This window comes from Streptomyces sp. NBC_00237 (genome assembly GCF_026342435.1).
Lineage (GTDB): Bacteria > Actinomycetota > Actinomycetes > Streptomycetales > Streptomycetaceae > Streptomyces.
Genome location: NZ_JAPEMT010000001.1, coordinates 2,139,748 through 2,157,769 on the forward strand (window position 1 = coordinate 2,139,748; position 18,022 = coordinate 2,157,769).

An 18,022-nucleotide genomic window follows, 5' to 3' on the forward strand; every position below is an offset into this window, starting at 1 on the left:
GACCATACGGCGACGCCCCCGCCCGGAAACCCGGGCGGGGGCGCACACGTACTGCTGGGGAGCCTCAGAGGCCGCATTCGACCTCGTCGCGATCCTCGGCCCCTCGCGGGGCCGCCACGTTGTTACAGACCGAGCTCGACCTCGAACTCGCCCGCTTCCAGGATCGCCTTGACGGCCGTCAGGTAACGGGCCGCGTCGGCGCCGTCCACCAGGCGGTGGTCGTACGACAGCGACAGGTAGGTCATGTCGCGGATCGCGATGGTCTCGCCCAGGTCCGGGTGGTTGATGACCACGGGACGCTTGACGGTGGCGCCGATGCCCAGGATGGCGACCTGGTTCGGCGGCACGATGACCGTGTCGAACAGCGCACCGCGCGAGCCGGTGTTGCTGATCGTGAAGGTCGCACCGGACAGCTCGTCCGGGGTGATCTTGTTGCCGCGGACCTTGCCCGCGAGCTCGGCGGTCTTCTTGGAGATGCCCGCCAGGTTGAGGTCACCGGCACCCTTGATGACCGGGGTCATCAGGCCCTTCTCGGAGTCCACGGCGATGCCGACGTTCTCCGAGTCGAAGTAGGTGATGGTGCCCTCGTCCTCGTTGATCCGGGCGTTGACGACCGGGTGGGCCTTCAGCGCCTGGGCCGCCGCCTTCACGAAGAACGGCATCGGGGAGAGCTTGACGCCCTCGCGGGCGGCGAAGGAGTCCTTCGCGGCGGCGCGGAGCTTCATCAGCTTGGTGATGTCCACCTCGACGACCGAGGTGAGCTGGGCCTGCGAGTGCAGGGCCTTCATCATGTTGTCGCCGATGACCTTGCGCATGCGGGTCATCTTCACGGTCTGGCCGCGCAGCGGCGAGACCTCCAGGGCCGGAGCCTTGGACGCGGCGGCCGGAGCAGCCGGGGCTGCGGCGGCCGGTGCGGGGGCCTTGGCGGCCTCGGCGGCGGCCACGACGTCCTGCTTGCGGATGCGACCGCCGACGCCGGTGCCCTTGACCTGGCCCAGGTCGACGCCGTTCTCGGACGCCAGCTTGCGGACCAGCGGGGTCACGTACGCGCCGTCGTCACCGGAGGTCGCGGCCGGAGCCGGGGCCTGCGGGGCGGCGGGAGCGGGCGCGGGCGCGGCAGCCGGAGCCGGGGCGGCAGCGGCGGGCGCGGCCTGGACCGGAGCCGGGGCGGCCGGAGCAGCCGGGGCCGCGGGGGCGGCCGGAGCCGGGGCGGGAGCGGCCGGGGCGGCCGGGGCCGGAGCAGCGGCGGCAGGCGCGGCCGGAGCAGCCGGGGCGGCGGCCGGGGCCGCGCCCTTCGCGCCGATGACGGCGAGCTTCGCGCCGACCTCGGCGGTCTCGTCCTCGGCGACGACGATCTCCAGGAGAACGCCGGAGACGGGGGCCGGGATCTCGGTGTCGACCTTGTCGGTCGAGACCTCGAGCAGCGGCTCGTCCTCGGTGACCTCCTCGCCGACCTCCTTCAGCCAGCGGGTGACGGTGCCCTCGGTGACGCTCTCGCCGAGCGCGGGGAGGGTGACGTCGGTGCCTTCGGCGGAGCCGGCAGCGGCCGGAGCGGCAGCCGGGGCCTCGGCGGCCGGAGCCGGAGCGGCAGGCGCCTCGGCGACGGGAGCCGGAGCGGCCGGAGCCTCTTCGGCGGCGGCAGGGGCCTCTTCGGCGGCAGCCGGAGCGCCGGAACCGTCGTCGATGATCGCCAGCTCGGCGCCGATCTCGACGGTCTCGTCCTCGGCGACCTTGATGGAGGCCAGGATGCCCGCGGCCGGGGCCGGGATCTCGGTGTCGACCTTGTCGGTCGAGACCTCAAGCAACGGCTCGTCGGCCTCGACGCGCTCGCCCTCGGCCTTGAGCCAGCGGGTGACAGTGCCCTCGGTGACGCTCTCGCCGAGCGCCGGCAGGGTTACGGAAACCGACATGGTTTCAGTTGCTCCTATCGGATGTGGTGCGGGGAAGTGGTCGTCGCGCCCATGACTAAAGCTATTAGTCGTGGGAGTGCAGCGGCTTGCCGGCCAGGGCCAGGTGGGCCTCGCCGAGGGCCTCGTTCTGGGTCGGGTGCGCGTGGATGAGCTGCGCGACCTCGGCCGGCAGGGCCTCCCAGTTGTAGATGAGCTGCGCTTCGCCGACCTGCTCGCCCATCCGGTCACCGACCATGTGGACGCCGACCACGGCACCGTCCTTGACCTGGACGAGCTTGATCTCGCCCGCGGTCTTCAGGATCTTGCTCTTGCCGTTGCCGGCCAGGTTGTACTTCAGGGCGACGACCTTGTCCGCGCCGTAGATCTCCTTGGCCTTGGCCTCGGTGATGCCCACGGAGGCGACCTCGGGGTGGCAGTACGTCACCTTCGGCACGCCGTCGTAGTCGATCGGAACGGTCTTCAGACCGGCCAGACGCTCCGCCACCAGCATGCCCTCGGCGAAGCCGACGTGCGCGAGCTGGAGGGTCGGGACGAGGTCGCCGACGGCCGAGATGGTCTCGACGTTCGTGCGCATGTACTCGTCGACGAGGACGTAGCCGCGGTCCATCGCGACGCCCTGCTCCTCGTAGCCGAGGCCCTGCGAGACCGGGCCTCGGCCGATCGCGACCAGCAGCACCTCCGCCTCGAAGGTCTTGCCGTCGGCCAGCGTCACCTTGACACCGTTCTCGGTGTACTCGGCGCTCTGGAAGAAGGTGCCCAGGTTGAACTTGATGCCCCGCTTGCGGAACGCGCGCTCAAGGAGCTTGGAGCTGTTCTCGTCCTCGACCGGCACGAGGTGCTTGAGACCCTCGATGACCGTGATCTCGGAGCCGAAGGACTTCCACGCCGAGGCGAACTCGACGCCGATGACGCCGCCGCCCAGGATGATCGCCGACTCCGGGACGCGGTCCAGGGTGAGCGCGTGGTCCGAGGAGAGGATGCGGTTGCCGTCGATCTCCAGACCCGGCAGCGACTTCGGCACGGAGCCGGTCGCCAGCAGGACGTGGCGGCCCTGGACACGCTGGCCGTTCACGTCGACGGAGGTCGGGGAGGAGAGCCGCCCCTCACCCTCGATGTACGTCACCTTGCGGGAGGCGACCAGGCCCTGGAGGCCCTTGTACAGGCCCGAGATGACCTCGTCCTTGTACTTGTGCACGCCCGCGATGTCGATGCCCTCGAAGGTCGCCTTCACGCCGAACTGCGCGGACTCGCGCGCCTGGTCGGCGATCTCGCCCGCGTGCAGCAGGGCCTTCGTCGGGATGCAGCCGTTGTGCAGGCAGGTGCCGCCGAGCTTGTTCTTCTCGATCAGTGCGACGTCGAGGCCCAGCTGGGCTCCGCGCAGCGCCGCGGCGTAACCGCCACTGCCACCGCCGAGGATCACTAGGTCGAAAACGGTGCTGGCGTCGTTCGCCACGTCACGTCCTCCATGCATGTGCGCCGGTCGCCGGTCATCGATGACCGGGCGGCGGGGGTGTACGGCCGCTTGTTGTTCGGCCCTGTGGTGGGGGCCCTGTCCTGCCGGTAAACCATCTTCGCACTTGTTCACGGATGGCGGGACGCCGGGCCGGGTTCCGAGACGGGGCTCACCACGCGCCTCGGGGGTTACCAACGCGTACGTACGTACAAATATTTCGTTGAGGGCGAAACCGTACGTACACGCACGTACGACCCCGGGCGCGGAGCCCGGGGCCGTAGCGGGGTGTGACTAACCGAGGTCGCCGTCGGCGGTGCGCTCCGCCAGCTTGACCAGGGTGCGGATCGAGGAGCCGGTGCCGCCCTTGTGGGTGTAGCCGAACGGCGCGGCCTCGTGGAAGGCCGGGCCCGCGATGTCCAGGTGCGCCCAGGCGATGTCCTCGCCGACGAACTCCTGGAGGAACAGACCGGCGACCAGGCCGCCGCCCATCCGCTCGCCCATGTTGGCGATGTCGGCGGTGTCGGAGTTCATGCCCTTGCGCAGCTCCGAGGGGAGCGGCATCGGCCAGGACTGCTCGCCGACCTCCTCCGCGATCTCGTGGATCGCGGTGCGGAAGGACTCGTCGTTGCCCATGATGCCGAAGGTGCGGTTGCCCAGCGCCATCATCATCGCGCCGGTCAGCGTGGCGACGTCGACGATCGCGTCCGGGTTCTCCTCCGAGGCGCGGGTCAGCGCGTCGGCCAGGACGAGACGGCCCTCGGCGTCGGTGTTGAGCACCTCGACGGTCTTGCCGGAGTACATGCGCAGCACGTCACCCGGACGCGTCGCGGTACCCGAGGGCATGTTCTCGGCGAGCGCCAGCCAGCCGGTGACGTTCACCTTCAGGCCGAGGCGGGCGACCGTGACGACGGCCGCGAACACGGCGGCGGCACCGGCCATGTCGCACTTCATCGTCTCGTTGTGACCCGCGGGCTTCAGCGAGATGCCGCCCGAGTCGTACGTGATGCCCTTGCCGACGAAGGCGAGCGACTTCTCCGCCTTGGCGTGCGTGTACGAGATCTTCACCAGACGGGGGCCGTGCGCCGCGCCCTGGCCGACGCCGAGGATGCCGCCGTAGTTGCCCTTGGCCAGCGCCTTCTCGTCGAGGACCTGGATCTTGAGGCCGTGCTCCTTGGCGGCGGCCTGCGCCACGGCCGCGAACGACTCGGGGTACAGGTCGTTCGGCGGGGTGTTCACCAGGTCGCGGGCCCGGTTGATCTCCTCGGCCAGCGCGGTCGCCCGCTCGGCCGCGGCCTTGAACGCCTTGTCACGCGGCTTGGCGCCGAGCAGGGCGACCTCGCCCAGCGGCAGCTTGGCGTCCTTCTTGGCGGCCTTGTCGTCGGTGCCCGCCTGGTCCTGGTACGCGGTGAAGCTGTACGCGCCGAGCAGGGCGCCCTCCGCGATGGCCTCCGCGTCCTCGACGGACTCGATCGGCAGCGCGAAACCGGCCTTCTTGACGCCGTGCAGGGCACGGGCGGCGTTGCCCGCCGCGCGGCGCAGCGACTCGGCGGCGAACGCGTCGTCCTTCTCCGGAACCGGGCCGAGGCCCACGGCCACGACGAGCGGCGTCTTGAGGCCGGAGAGTACGGGCAGCTTCGTCACGTCACCCTCGGCACCCGAAGCGCCCAGGGTCTCCAGGACGGAGGCCAGCTTGCCGTCGAACGCCTTGTCCACGGCCTCCGCGCCTGCGGTGACGACCGGGCCCTTGGGTCCCTTGGCGATGCCGACGACGAGCGCGTCGGCGCGCAGCGTCGCGGCACCGGAGGTGCTGAGAGTGAGAGCAGTCACGGTGGTGAAATCTCGCTTTCCTGGGTTCCTGGTGGTGGCGGGAATGTGCGCCTATCGGACGAGCCTACGCGCGGTTGGGCACTTCGATCACTGCGGAGACCGGTTCACTCATCAGTGGTGTCTCTCCGAGGTTTTAGGAGCGCGGAGCGTAAACCGTGCGTCACACTCTTCACAGCGCATGCAAGGGATCAGGGGATTGCTTCGCATGGCTTGCACATATCTCCCGTCCGGTGTCCATGGAGATGCTGTAGACGGAGAGCCTTCTAGGGGGAGGGGAGTACGCCGTGGCGTACGGAAACAACACGTGGGGCGCGATGCGCGCAGGCAGAGCGGGAGCGGTCCTGCTCAGCGCGGGACTGCTCGGCACGGTACTGGCACTGCCGCCCGCCGGCGCGGTCGCCGCCGAGCTGCCGAGGGTCGATCTGAGGGTGCTGGTGGTGGACGACGGCGGGGAAGCCGTCGGGGCCGTCACCGACGAACTGCGCAACACCGGGGTGCCGTTCACCACCGTCAAGCTCGGCGAGGCCGGGCGGCCGGTGATCGACGCGGCGTTCCTGAGCGACACGGTGAGCGGGCGTCCGCGCGCCAAGTTCCAGGGCGTGGTGCTGCCCAACGAGGCCCCGTTCGGCGCTGGTTCCGCGGAGTCCGCGGCGCTGACGGCGTACGAGAAGAGCTTCGGGATCCGCCAGGTCGACGCGTACACCTGGGCGCATCCGGGCGTCGGGCTCGACTACACCGACCAGGAGGGGTACGCGGGCCAGCTGGACGGCGTGGACGCGACCGTCACCGCCGCCGGGAAGGCGGGGCCCTTCGGGTACCTCGACGGGCCGCTGAAGTTCGAGGACAACTCGCCGTCGGTGATGGAGAGCTACGGATACGCGGCCCGGCCGCGCGCCGGGTACACGAGCTATCTGGACATGCCGACCGGGACCGGCGCGACGCGCGGCAGCCTGGTCGGGGAGTACGTCAACGACGGGCGGCGCGAGCTGGTCGTGACGTTCGCGTACAACAAGTACCAGAAGCAGTTCCGGGTGCTCGCGCGCGGCGTCGTGGAGTGGCTGACGCAGGGCGTACACCTGGGGCAGAGCCGCAACTACTTCTCCGTTCACGTCGACGACGTCTTCGCCCCCGACGCTCGGTGGAACAGCGGGCTCAACTGCACCCCGGGCGACTTCGACTGTGCGGGAGGTGAGGGAGAGAGTGCGAATCCGGTCCGTATGACGGCGGCCGACGCGACCTACGCGGCGCAGTGGCAGCAGCAGAGCGGCTTCAAGCTCGACATGGTGTACAACGCCGGAGCGGGCGAGGAGTGGAAGGCGGAGAACGGCAACGTCGACGCCCTCGCCGACCGGCTCGTCGCCGACCGCGCCCAGTACCGGTGGATCAACCACACCTACACGCACCCCTTCCTCGGCTGCACGCAGGACAACACCGTCGTGCCGTGGAAGTGCGCCACCGACGCGGCGGGCAACACCCTGTGGATGAGCCGCGCCGAGATCTCCAAGCAGATCTCCGACAACCACAAGTGGGCCACCGGCAAGGGCATCGCGGTCGACAGGTCCGAGCTGGTCACCGGTGAGCACTCCGGGCTCAAGACCGCCCCGCAGCAGCCCGTGGACAACCCGAACCTGGCCGGAGCGCTCGCCGACAACGGCGTGAAGTGGATCGCGAGCGACGCCTCGCGCGAGCCGCAGCAGCGGGCGGCGGGCGCGGCGCTGACCGTGCCCCGGCACCCGATGAACGTGTACTACAACGTGGGCACCGCCGCCGAGATGGCCGACGAGTACAACTGGCTGTACACCTCCCGCGCCGACGGCGGCAGCGGGGCCTGCGAGGACAACCCGGCCTCCACCTGCATGGACGAGCCGCTGGACGTCCAGTCGGGCTACGCGTCGTACATCGTCCCGCAGGAGGCCCGCACGGCTCTCGGCCACGTCGTCAACAACGACCCCCGCCCGCACTACGTGCACCAGTCCAACCTGGCCGAGGAGCGCCTGCTCTACCCGGTCCTGAACAAGACGCTCGCCGACTACCGGGCCCTGTTCGCGGACAACGCCCCCGTGGTGAACCCGCGCCAGAAGGACGTCGGCGTCGAGTACACCCGGCGCGCCGCCTGGGACAAGGCCGTCGCCGGGAACAAGGTCACCGCGTACCGCATCGGCGACACCGTCACCGTGCAGACCCCGTCCGGGGTCCTCGCGCCGATCAGCGCACCCGAGGGCACCAAGAAGCAACTGCTGCTCGGCACGGCCGCGTTCGGCACGACGTACGCGGGCGGACGCTCGGCCTGGACCGGACCGGAGCTCCTCCAGTCCGCCGTCACGCTGAAGCTCCCGGCGGCTCCCGCTCCCGCGCCCGCGACCACGACCGAGGCCCCGGCGGTGCAGGCCCCGGCGCTGCGCACCCCGGTCGCCAAGGTGACGCCGCAGGCTCCGGCGGCTCCCGCCGAGCCGCTCACACCGGAGGAGAACGCCGCGCACTAGTCGCCGCGCAGGGGAACGCCGCGCACGAGTCGCCGCGTACGAGAACGCCGCAGTTCCGCACCACCGCACTACCGCACCACCGTCACAGCCGGTCCTCGCACCGCGTCCTCAACGGCGCGGCGCGATGCGGGGACCGGCAGACAGATCCGTCCTGGGGGGACACGAAGAATGAGCCGTGGGCGCCATGTCACCATGCTCACCGAAGGCACCTATCCACACGTCCAAGGGGGTGTCAGCACCTGGTGCGACCAACTGGTGCGCGGCATGCCGGACGTCGACTTCCACGTCATGTCCCTCACGGGCAGCGGCCGCGAACCCGTCACCTGGGAACTGCCGCGCAACGTCTACGACCACACGGTCGTGCCCCTGTGGGGAGCGCCGGACGGCACCCGCACGGCCCGCCAGGGCCGCCACGAGAAGCGCGCCTTCCGGGCCACGTACGAGCGCTTCCTGCTCTCCTTCCTCGACCCGGCGGCGGCGGAGGGCGACTTCGGCCGTGAACTCTTCACCTTCGCCGGACTCGCCCGCGAGGGGCGCCTGACCGCCGCCCTCTCCAGCGAGGACGCCCTGCGCACCCTCATGCGCGTCTGGACGATGCCGCACCTGGACACCGCGCACGCCCGCCCCACCCTGCACGACGCCCTGATAGCCACCGACCTCCTGGACCACCTGCTGCGCCCGCTCGGCGCCCGCCTCCCGGACGGCAGCATCGCGCACGCGGTGAGCAGCGGCCTGGCCACCCTCCCGGCGCTCGCCGCCAAGCACTTCGACGGCGCGCCCTTCCTGCTCACCGAGCACGGCATCTACCTCCGCGAGCGCTACCTCGGCTACCGTTCCGCCGCCCAGCGCTGGCCGGTCAAGGCCCTCCTGCTCGGCTTCTACCGGGAGCTGAACTCCCTCGGCTACCGCGAGGCCGACCTGATCACCCCGTGCAACCAGTACAACCGGCGCTGGGAGGAGCGCGGCGGGGCCGACCCCGACCGCATCCGCACCGTCTACAACGGCGTCGACCCCCAGCTCTTCCCGCACGCGGGCCCCGAACCCGAGGTGCCCACCCTGAGCTGGGCGGGCCGCATCGACCCCATCAAGGACCTCGAAACCCTCGTCCGGGCGTACGCCATCTGCCGCGCCGAGATCCCGGCCCTGCGCCTGCGCCTCTTCGGCGGGGTGCCCGAGGGCGGCGAGGCGTACCGCACCACACTGGAGAAGCTCGCCGCCGAGCTGGGCGTCACCGACGGCATCACGTACGAGGGCCGCATCTCGGACGTCGCACGGGCCTACGGGGCGGGCAGCGTCGTGATGCTCTCCAGCATCAGCGAGGGCTTCCCGTTCAGCATCATCGAGGCCATGTCGTGCGGCCGGACCACCGTCTCGACGAACGTCGGCGGAGTGCGCGAGGCCGTCGGCGACACGGGCCTCGTCGTCCCGCCGCGCGAACCGGAGGCCATGGCGAAGGCCACCCTGGAACTCCTCCGCGACGACCGACGGCGCGCCGAACTGGGCGAGTTGTCCCGCCAACGGGTCATCGACCAGTTCACCTTGCGCCGCTCCGTCGAGGGCTTCCGCCGAATATACGAAGAGCTGGACGGCGTCCCGGAGCCCCTCACCCAGACGCTGCACGACGTGGACGCGGTGGCGGAGGAATGGACGATGCAGCTGCGGATGCCGGACCCGTGGCGGGCGATGACGGCGGACGGGACGACGTGGTGAACAAGGTGAAGGCACGCGTGAAGGCGGTGTGGGCCAGGGCGAAGTGGTTGTTGGCCCATCCGGAGGAAGTGGGGTCTTGGATGCGGAGGGCGAAAGGCGCGGTGAGGGAGGCGACGGCGTTGTGGGACGCCGGGGTGGTGTTCATGGACAAGGTGTTCCCGGACTGGCGTCACCCCGGCACCGCGGAGGGAACCTCATGAGCGGCCCCCTGTGGCTCACGCCCGACGACCGGCAGGACACCCTGCCGGTGATACCCCGCCCCCGCCCCCGCTGGGCGGCCGCCGACGACCCGATGGACGAACTCGCCGAGCGCCTGCGCAACCTCATCGAGGCCGCCGTGCACCCCGACGAGATCGCCGCCATCCTCGAATCCGACGGCATGACGGACGACCACATCCGCCTCACCTACGGCCGGACGAACTCCTTCGAACTCGCCGAGGACCTGTACGCCCGCGTGCCGCGCACCTACCCGGAGCCGGACCTCAAGCCCGGCGACCCCTGGCACGTCTCACTTCTGCCGTGCCTCCTGCGCGGCCTCGTCTTCGCCCTCCCCGGCCTGGCGTACGTACTCGGAGCGCCGTTCGCGACGGGCGCGGCCCCGATCGCGGTGCTCCTGGCCGGGGCGCTCACCGGCTGGGCCTGGAACCAGGCCCTCGCCCACCGCGCGTACACCTGGCTGGGCCTCGGCGACCGCCCGGCCGCCGCCCGCGCCCTGCTCGTCGGAGCCCCGCTGGGCGTACTCCTGGGCACGGTCGTCGCCTTCGCCGCAGCGGGTACGGGCGAGGGGTCCGCGGTGGCCTTCGCCTCCGCCCAGGCCCTCTACCAGGCGGCGGCCACCGTCCTGTTGGTCCTCGGCCGCGAACGACTCCTCCTCGCCGCCCTCACCCCGATGTCGGCGGGCGCGGTGCTCGCCCTCGCGTACGACGTCCCGGACGCGGCCCGCCTCGTCCTGCTGGCGGTCTCCCCCCTCGCGGTGCTCGCCCTCGCGACGGCCGAACTCCTGCGAGGGGCGGCCGGAACGCGCCGCACGGGCAGCAGCAGGGGCCCCGGCGGCCCCCGCATCCTCGCCTCGGTCCCGTACGGGGTCTTCGGCCTGGCCACGGGCGTGCTCGTCCTGTACGCGGCCCTGGGCGACGTGCTGTCGGACGGCGTGGTCTCGGGCGCGGCGGCGGCACCGGGAGCGGTGGCGCTCACCCTCAGCATGGGCCCGGCGGAATGGCTCCTGCACCGCTTCCGCAGCGGAACGCTCGCGGGGCTGCGCACGTCCACGACCCCGGGGGAGTTCCGCCGGGCGACGGCACTGACGCTGACCCGCTGCCTGGGTCAGTACTTGCTGGTCCTCGCCCTGCTCACCGCTCTGGGAACGCTGGTGTGGCCGCAGGCCGGGGGCTTCGACGAGGTGCGCGCACTGGGCCTGCTCCTCATCGGCACGCTGATGTGGACGGGCCTGCTCCTCCAAGCCTTCGGCGCGGTGCTGACGGCGGCGACGGTGTGCGGGGCGGCGGCCCTCGCCCAGACCCTGGCCGTACTGAACGGCGCAGCCCCGGCCGCCTCGTTGACGGCACCGGGCCTGGCGGCCCTCCTGCTGGCGGCCCTGGTCTTCGCCCTCCTGGGAAGGGCGACGGCGCACAGGGGGTAGTTTCAGCCTGTCGAGGGGGCGACGGGCGCAGCCCCCTTCAGCAACACCAGTCATCCCAACTTCCGAGGACCCCGTGAGACACCTGCTCGCCCCGTTCTACGAACACCCCACCACCGCCGCCACCGCCTGGAAGGCCCTCGAACGAGCCTCCCACCGCCTCTACGGCGTCATCCTCAACCCGGCCAACGGCCCCGGCACCGCCCCGGACCCCGCCTTCGCCACCGCCGCCGCGCGCCTCCGCGAAACCGGCACCCGCGTCCTCGGCTACGTCGACACCGACTACGCCCGCCGCCCGCACGCCGACGTGGTGCGGGACCTCCTGAACCACCGCGACTGGTACGGCGTCACCGGCGCCTTCTTCGACCAGGTCTCCTCCGGCCCGGAGGCCGTCCCGCACTACCGCCGCCTCGCCGTCGCCGCCCGCGCGGCCGACGCGGGATCCCTGGTGCTGAACCACGGCACGCACCCCGACCCCGCCTACCTCAAGCTGGCCGAGCTCCTGGTGACGTTCGAGGGCACCTGGCAGACGTACCGCACCGCCGAACAGCCGCCCCCGTGGACGGTGACGTACCCCCCGGACCGCTTCTGCCACCTGGTGTACGCCGCCCCGGCGGACGCCGACGTCGCCGCCCTCGCGGCGGAACGCGGCGCGGCGGTGCACTGTGCCGTACCCGGTGAGGGACCGCACCCCTGGGGCACGCTGCCGCACGGGGTGGGCGCGGTGACACCGCTGTGAGGCGCTTCCTGCTCCTCCTCCTGCTCCTCCTCCTGACGGCAACGGCAGGCTGCACGACACCCCCGGCCCCGGGCCCCACCCCGGCCCCTCCCAGCCCCACCGCCCCCCGCTGGCAACCCCGCCCCGGCACCCCCTGGCAGTGGCAGCTCAGCGGAACCCTCGACCTGTCCGTCGACGTCCCCGTGTACGACGTCGACGGCCACACCACCACGCCCGCCCAGGTCGCCGCCCTGCACGCCAAGGGGCGCAAGGTCATCTGCTACCTCTCCACAGGAGCCTGGGAGGACTTCCGCCCGGACGCCGCCCGCTTCCCCACCGACGTCCTCGGCAAGGGCAACGGCTGGAAGGGCGAACGCTGGCTCGACATCCGCCGTACGGACGTCCTGGAGCCCCTGATGGCGGCCCGCATCGACAGGTGCCGCACGAAGGGCTTCGACGCCGTGGAGCCCGACAACATGGACGGCTACCGCAACAGGACCGGTTTCCCCCTGACCGCCGCCGACCAGCTCCGCTACAACCGTCTGATCGCCCGTCTCGCCCACGACCGGGGCCTCGCGGTCGGCCTGAAGAACGACCTCGACCAGATCCCGGACCTGCTGGAGGACTTCGACTTCGCCGTCAACGAACAGTGCGCCGAGTACGACGAGTGCCGGAAGCTGACGCCCTTCATCACGGCGGGCAAGGCCGTCTTCCACGTCGAGTACGAACTCCCGACGTCCCGCTTCTGCACCCGGGCAAGGGAGCTGAAGCTCAGCTCGATGCTCAAGAAGTACGAACTGGGGGAGTGGCGCGAAGAGTGTTGAGCACCGGCTCAAAGGTCATGTGAGCGTCCGCTCAACGGCAATGTCGAGCACACGCTCAACGGCAATGTTGAGCACACGCTCAACGGCAACGTGAGCACCCGCTCCACAAGCCCGGCCCCTCACCACCCCAGCGCCAACACCACCAGCACCCCGGTGGCCGCCGCCTCCGCCAGCGCCCCGAACACGTCCCCCGTCACCCCGCCGAACCTCCGCACGCAGTGCCGCAGCAGCACCTGCGCCCCACCGAGCGCGACCAGTACCGCCACCGCGTGGTGCACCGCACCGTACGCACCGAAGGCGAGCCAGCCGGCCGCCCCGCACACCAGGGTGACGCCCACCCCCGCCACCACGGCCGCACGCACCGGAACCACCCCGGCGACGGCCGCCCCCAGCCCCTCCGGCCGTGCCGCCGGTACCCCCGCACGGGACGCCAGAGTGAGCACCAGCCTGGCGGCGACCCCCGCCACCAGCGCCGCCACCGCGCCGTGCGCCCAGCCCTCCCCGTACAGCTGCGTCAGCACCGCCACCTGGGCGAGCAGCGTGAACAGCAGCGCCAGAACACCGAAAGGACCGATGTCCGACTGCTTCATGATGTCGAGGGCCGTCGCCGGGGGCTTCGCGCTGCCGAGCCCGTCCGCGGTGTCCGCGAGCCCGTCCAGGTGCAGCCCCCGGGTGAGTACGGCCGGTACGGCGGCCGACGCGACGGCGGCGAGCAGCGGTCCTGACCCCAGGAGCAGCAGCAGCCCGCCCAGCGCCGCCGCGCACAGCCCCACCACCGCACCCGCGACGGGGGCGCACAGCATGCCCGTACGGGCGGCCTCCCGGTCCCAGCGCGTGACGCGCACGGGGAGGACAGTGAGGGTGCCGAAGGCGAACCGCAGGCCGTCCTCAAGGGAGGGCCGGGCGGCGGGCGGGGGAGGAGTGGTCACCGGCCGCAGGCTATCCCGCACGTCCGGCCGGTAACTACCGGTAAGTTACGCACCCCCGGGCATTACCCGTAAAACAGACAAAGCGGAGTGGGTGGCATGGGTCACTGGCTGTACCGGAACATCGTCGAGCCGGGCAAGCTCCCGCTCTTCCTCGCGCTGACGTCCTTCGTGCTGTCCTTCCTCGTCACCCGCACCATCACCCGCCTGATCCGGGCCGGGAAGGGCCCCTTCCGCAACGTCACCCCGGGCGGCATGCACATCCACCACGTCGTCCCCGGCGTCGTCCTCACCACCGTCGGCGGGTTCGGCGCGGTCGCCAGCGGGCGCCACGGGGCGGGGGCCGCGATCTGCGCGGTCATCTTCGGCGCCGGGGCGGGTCTCGTCCTGGACGAGTTCGCGCTGATCCTGCACCTGGACGACGTCTACTGGTCCGAACAGGGCCGCGCCAGCGTGGAGATCGTCGTCCTGACGGCGGCGGTGGTGCTCCTGGTCCTCACCGGCTCGCTCCCCTTCGGCGTGAACGACCTGACCGAGGAGGAGGCGCAGAGCCGCGGCCTGTTCATCCTCAACATCGCCGTCAACGCCACGGGGTCGGTGATCGCCCTCTTCAAGGGCAAGGTGCGCACCGCCCTCTTCGGGATCGTCGTCCCCCTCGTCGGATTCGTCGGCGCGGTCCGCCTCGCCCGCCCCAACTCGCCCTGGGCCCGCCGTTTCTACCGCAGGCGTCCCCGGGCCCGCGCCCGCGCGATGCGCCGGGTCTACCGGCACGACCGCCGCTGGACCCGGCACGTCCGCGCCTTTCAGGACTGGATCGGCGGCGCGCCCTCCCCGAAGCTCTGACCGCCGCGCTCCCGGCTCCTCCGTACGGCTGCCTCGATCAGCATCAGTACGAACACGCCCAGCAGTGCCGCGATGTGCTCCTTGCCCGCCAGGTTCGTCTTGACGATCACCTCGACGACCATCGCGACGACCACGGCGCCCGCCGTCCACCGCGCCCCCATGCGCCAGCACACGTACAGCGCGAGGCCCACCACCGCGGCCGAAGGGCCGGTGTCCATGACGTTCTTGTCGCCCTCCGGCAGCCCGATCGGGTTGTCCGGGCCGAGCGCGACGCCCAGGCGCGCGTACATCGTGCCGGACAGGGTGGCGACGTACGCGAGGAAGAGCGTCTTCCAGCGGCCGAGGCAGATCTCCGCGATGCCGAACACCAGCAGGATCTGCGCCAGCGCCCCCCACACCGGCAGGTCCAGCGCCGGGACGAACAGCGACAGCGGCGTGCGCACCAGGGACAGCAGCAGCGGGTCGCCCGAGCGCACCGACCCGATGTCCTGCACGAACTGATAGCCCCAGGACTGGTTCTGCACCACCTGGAACGTCGCGCAGAGGGCGACCGCCAGCAGGGTGAGCGGAATCGCCCGCCACTTACGGGTGCGGAGCGCATCGCGCACGCGCGCGTAGAGCGCACCCCACTCGCGGTGGGCGAACCGTCTCACGGCGGAGGCGGGAGCGGCCGTCTCGGTCACCTTCTCTTCCCCGTTCCCAGGTGCTTGCGGTGCATCCACTTGGGCAGACCCGGGGCTTCCAGGAAGCCCTCGGCGCGGCCGGCGGCGAGGCCGATGCGCAGCAGGTCGGCACTCTTCTCGAAGAGCATGAAACGAGGCTCCCAGATCGGTCGGTACTTGGCATTGGCCCGGTACAACGACTCGATCTGCCACCAGCGCGAGAAGAAGCTCAGCATCGAACGCCACAGCCTCAGCACCGGCCCCGCACCGAGACGCGAACCACGTTCGAAGACCGACCGGAACATCGCGAAGTTCAGTGAGACCTGAGTGATCTTGATCTCTCGGGCGCTCTGGAGGAGCTCGATGACCATGAACTCCATCAGCCCGTTCTCGGAATCCCGGTCGCGGCGCATCAGGTCCAGCGAAAGCCCCTTCGGCCCCCACGGCACGAAGCTCAGCACCGCCCGCAGCACGCCCTCGCCGTCGAAGCACTCCAGCATCACGCAGCGCCCGTCGGCCGGGTCGCCGAGCCGTCCCAGCGCCATCGAGAAGCCGCGCTCGGTGGCCCCGTCGCGCCAGTCGTCGGCCTTGCGGAGCAGCTCGGCCATCTCCGCCTCGGGGATCTCCTCGTGGCGGCGGACGCGGACGGTGTACCCGGCGCGCTTCACCCGGTTGTACGCCTGCCGCACGGTGCGCATGGCGCGCCCCTCCAGCGTGAACTCGCCCGTCTCCACGATCGCCTCGTCGCCCAGCTCCAGGGCGTTCAGCCCGTGCCGGGCGTAGATCGTGCCGCCCTCCTCGCTCGCGCCCATCACGGCGGGCACCCAGCCGTGCTCACGGGCCTCCGTCAGCCACGGCTCGATCGCGCCGGGCCAGGCTTCCGGGTCCCCGATCGGGTCGCCCGAGGCGAGCGAGACGCCGCCCACCACCCGGTAGGTGACGGCGGCCTTGCCGGTCGGCGACCAGATGGCGCTCTTCTCGCGGCGCAGCGAGAAGTACCCCAGGGAGTCCCGGTCGCCCTGCTTCTCCAGCAGCGCCCGCAGCCTGTCCTCGTCCTCCTCGGACAGCGGGTCGACGGCCCGCCGGGACCGGAAGGCCGCCAGCAGCACGCCGATCAGCAGCGCCGTACTCATGATGTTGATGAGTACGTTCACCCAGCCCGGCGTCATGATCCCGGCGAACTGGTCGTCCGGCGCGGCGATGGAGATCAGCCGGGCGACCCCGTACCGCCAGCGCTCCAGGAAGGTGGAGGAGCCGGCGCCGTGCGATGCGGTGTTCGTGACGGTGACCAGCAGCGCCGCCAGCAGGGACGTGACCAGGAGCCCCCCGACGGCGACGGCCGCCGCCAGCTTCGGATTCGACCGGTCGCCCTTCGCGTAGAACTCGCGACGCCCCAGCAGCAGCGCCACGAAGAAGGCGCCCGTCAGCGCCAGCGAGACCCAGTTGCGCGGATACTGCCGGATCTCCGGAAACTGCATCACCAGCGCGAACAGCGCGAAGAGCAGCCCGCTGAGCGCCAGGTTGAGGATCCACGCCGCCCGCTTGCGCCGCCGCATGGTCACCGCCATGACCAGTGCGAAGAGCCCGGACGCGAAACCGGCCGTCAGCAGGTACGGGGTGAAGTAGTCGCCGTCGTTGTGCTTGCGCAGGTCATTGCCGAGGGAGACCCACACCGCGCTCAGGAAGCAGATGAACGTCATGAGCCGCAGGTACCAGACGGCGAACGTGGCACTGCGCCGGGACAGCGGCGTGCTGTGCCGCCCCGCAGACGCCCTGGACGATTCCGGCGTCTTGGATGCTTCTTCGGTGGCCAAGCGGACATCTCCCATAAAACGCGATGATATGGGTCATTGCGCTGTACGAGAGGTCCGCTCGGCCGGAGCGGAAGGGGAACGACCCCCTCTCCGCACCACGACCGCTCAGTCCGTGTCGCCCGAGCCCTCGGTGAGAGCGTCCTCGTCCTTCTCGTCGGCCCTCTCCCGCAGCGGCAGCTCGGCGGCGAGAGCCGCGGCGGCCTGAACGAGGGGAAGTGCCAGCAACGCCCCGGTTCCTTCCCCCACAGTGACGCCCTGGTCGATCACAGGGTTGAGCGCCATCCGGTCCAGGGCCTTCGCCTGCGCCGGTTCCCCGCTCACATGGCCCGCGAGCCACCAGTCCGGGGCCCGGAACGCGGCCCGCTGCGCCACCAGCGCGCACGCCGCCGACACCACACCGTCCAGGATCACGGGCGTACGCCGTACCGCACACTGCAACAGGAACCCGGTCGCCGCCGCGAGGTCCGCCCCGCCCACGGTCGCCAGCAGCTCCAGCTGGTCCCCGAGCACCGGCCGGGCCCGCCGCAGGGAGTCCCGTACGGCAGCGCACTTGCGCATCCACGCCAGGTCGTCGATGTGCGCCCCGCCGCGCCCGGTCACCACCGACGCGTCCGTCCCGCAGAGCGCCGCGACGAGCGTGGCGGCGGCGGTCGTACCCCCCACACTCAGATCCCCGAGCACCACCAGATCGGTCCCGGCGTCGGCCTCCTCGTCCGCGACGGCCATCCCCAGCCGTACGGCCTGCTCGGCCTCCTCCACGGTCAGGGCGTCCTCGACGTCGATACGGCCCGAGCCGCGCCGCACCCGGTGCCGTACGACCTCCTCGGGCAGCAGCGCGGGATCGCAGTCAAGACCGGCGTCCACGACCCGCACCGGCACCCCGAGCCGCCGCGCCAGCACCGCCACGGGGCTCTCGCCGTCCAGGGTCGCCCGCACCAGGAGGTGCGCGGACGACGCCTCACGGGCGGACACGTCGAGGGCGGCGACCCCGTGGTCTCCGGCGAACAGCACCACCTTCGCCCGCTCGACGGGCCTGACGGGAACGGCCCCCTGCGCGGCGGCCAGCCACTCACCCAGCTCGTCGAGCCGCCCCAGGCTGCCCGGCGCCACGGCAAGGTGCTCACGGCGCTCTTCGGCGTCACGCCGGACGCCGCTGTCGGGGCGTTCGATCAGGTCGGAGAAGTCGTCGAGATTCAGCGCGCTCATTCGCCGAACA

Annotated in this window: 14 protein-coding genes; 7 read left to right on the forward strand and 7 right to left on the reverse strand. The window is 71.4% G+C overall.

The genetic code is table 11. The features are described from left to right. Window positions 1–122 precede the first annotated feature (122 nt). The 3 genes from sucB to OG897_RS09485 form a co-directional block, all read right to left on the reverse strand. Window positions 123–1,910, reverse strand: coding sequence for a 2-oxoglutarate dehydrogenase, E2 component, dihydrolipoamide succinyltransferase (gene sucB / locus OG897_RS09475; RefSeq protein ID WP_266654742.1), 1,788 nt, complete (start codon window positions 1,908–1,910; stop codon window positions 123–125). A 64-nt stretch (window positions 1,911–1,974) separates the two neighbouring features. Further along, entirely contained in the window at window positions 1,975–3,363 is a 1,389-nt protein-coding gene (gene lpdA, locus OG897_RS09480; protein WP_266654744.1) for a dihydrolipoyl dehydrogenase, read from the reverse strand. Between the two features lie 291 nt (window positions 3,364–3,654). After that, window positions 3,655–5,190 (reverse strand): leucyl aminopeptidase, encoded by a 1,536-nt coding sequence (locus OG897_RS09485; RefSeq protein WP_266654746.1) that lies wholly within the window; start codon window positions 5,188–5,190, stop codon window positions 3,655–3,657. Between the two features lie 314 nt (window positions 5,191–5,504). Between OG897_RS09485 and OG897_RS09490 the strand changes: the two genes are divergently transcribed. The 6 genes from OG897_RS09490 to OG897_RS09515 all read left to right on the forward strand — a co-directional run bounded on the left by OG897_RS09490 (window position 5,505) and on the right by OG897_RS09515 (window position 12,561). Then, complete coding sequence (locus OG897_RS09490; protein WP_266656698.1) at window positions 5,505–7,673, forward strand: hypothetical protein; 2,169 nt, start codon at window positions 5,505–5,507, stop codon at window positions 7,671–7,673. A 168-nt stretch (window positions 7,674–7,841) separates the two neighbouring features. Further along, window positions 7,842–9,383: a GT4 family glycosyltransferase PelF gene (gene pelF / locus OG897_RS09495; RefSeq protein WP_266654748.1), complete on the forward strand. Its 1,542-nt coding sequence runs from the start codon at window positions 7,842–7,844 to the stop codon at window positions 9,381–9,383. Then, window positions 9,377–9,583: a hypothetical protein gene (locus tag OG897_RS09500; protein WP_266654749.1), complete on the forward strand. Its 207-nt coding sequence runs from the start codon at window positions 9,377–9,379 to the stop codon at window positions 9,581–9,583. Before pelF ends, OG897_RS09500 begins: the two co-directional genes overlap by 7 nt. Beyond that, the gene (locus tag OG897_RS09505) at window positions 9,580–11,022 is read left to right on the forward strand and encodes a hypothetical protein (protein WP_266654750.1); all 1,443 of its coding nucleotides are present in this window, start codon (window positions 9,580–9,582) and stop codon (window positions 11,020–11,022) included. Before OG897_RS09500 ends, OG897_RS09505 begins: the two co-directional genes overlap by 4 nt. A gap of 73 nt (window positions 11,023–11,095) precedes the next feature. Then, entirely contained in the window at window positions 11,096–11,758 is a 663-nt protein-coding gene (locus OG897_RS09510; RefSeq protein WP_266654751.1) for a spherulation-specific family 4 protein, read from the forward strand. After that, window positions 11,755–12,561, forward strand: coding sequence for an endo alpha-1,4 polygalactosaminidase (locus tag OG897_RS09515; RefSeq protein ID WP_266654753.1), 807 nt, complete (start codon window positions 11,755–11,757; stop codon window positions 12,559–12,561). Before OG897_RS09510 ends, OG897_RS09515 begins: the two co-directional genes overlap by 4 nt. 119 nt (window positions 12,562–12,680) lie before the next feature. Here OG897_RS09515 and OG897_RS09520 read toward each other — a convergent pair whose 3' ends face one another. Next, window positions 12,681–13,490, reverse strand: coding sequence for an adenosylcobinamide-GDP ribazoletransferase (locus tag OG897_RS09520; protein ID WP_266654755.1), 810 nt, complete (start codon window positions 13,488–13,490; stop codon window positions 12,681–12,683). 96 nt (window positions 13,491–13,586) lie between these two features. Here OG897_RS09520 and OG897_RS09525 point away from each other — a divergent pair, with 96 nt between their 5' ends. Then, complete coding sequence (locus OG897_RS09525) at window positions 13,587–14,330, forward strand: hypothetical protein (RefSeq protein WP_266654757.1); 744 nt, start codon at window positions 13,587–13,589, stop codon at window positions 14,328–14,330. On the opposite strand, the gene OG897_RS09530 is transcribed toward OG897_RS09525, so the two are convergent. The 3 genes from OG897_RS09530 to cobT form a co-directional block, all read right to left on the reverse strand. Further along, a complete protein-coding gene (locus tag OG897_RS09530; protein WP_266654759.1) occupies window positions 14,291–15,013 on the reverse strand; it encodes a hypothetical protein in 723 nt (240 codons plus the stop codon). The genes OG897_RS09525 and OG897_RS09530 overlap by 40 nt on opposite strands. Next, on the reverse strand, window positions 15,010–16,821 hold the full coding sequence (locus OG897_RS09535; protein WP_266654761.1) for a phosphatidylglycerol lysyltransferase domain-containing protein: 1,812 nt from the start codon (window positions 16,819–16,821) through the stop codon (window positions 15,010–15,012). Before OG897_RS09535 ends, OG897_RS09530 begins: the two co-directional genes overlap by 4 nt. 90 nt (window positions 16,822–16,911) lie before the next feature. Further along, window positions 16,912–18,012 (reverse strand): nicotinate-nucleotide--dimethylbenzimidazole phosphoribosyltransferase, encoded by a 1,101-nt coding sequence (gene cobT / locus OG897_RS09540; protein ID WP_266654764.1) that lies wholly within the window; start codon window positions 18,010–18,012, stop codon window positions 16,912–16,914. Window positions 18,013–18,022: the final 10 nt, after the last annotated feature.

Bases quoted from the DNA above. Each gene is read 5' to 3' on its own strand.
- pelF (WP_266654748.1), top strand. From the start codon at position 7,842: ATGAGCCGTGGGCGCCATGTCACCATGCTCACCGAAGGCACCTATCCA.
- OG897_RS09505 (WP_266654750.1), top strand. From the start codon at position 9,580: ATGAGCGGCCCCCTGTGGCTCACGCCCGACGACCGGCAGGACACCCTG.
- OG897_RS09490 (WP_266656698.1), top strand. From the start codon at position 5,505: ATGCGCGCAGGCAGAGCGGGAGCGGTCCTGCTCAGCGCGGGACTGCTC.
- sucB (WP_266654742.1), bottom strand. From the start codon at position 1,910: ATGTCGGTTTCCGTAACCCTGCCGGCGCTCGGCGAGAGCGTCACCGAG.
- cobT (WP_266654764.1), bottom strand. From the start codon at position 18,012: ATGAGCGCGCTGAATCTCGACGACTTCTCCGACCTGATCGAACGCCCC.
- OG897_RS09525 (WP_266654757.1), top strand. From the start codon at position 13,587: ATGGGTCACTGGCTGTACCGGAACATCGTCGAGCCGGGCAAGCTCCCG.
- OG897_RS09535 (WP_266654761.1), bottom strand. From the start codon at position 16,821: ATGGGAGATGTCCGCTTGGCCACCGAAGAAGCATCCAAGACGCCGGAA.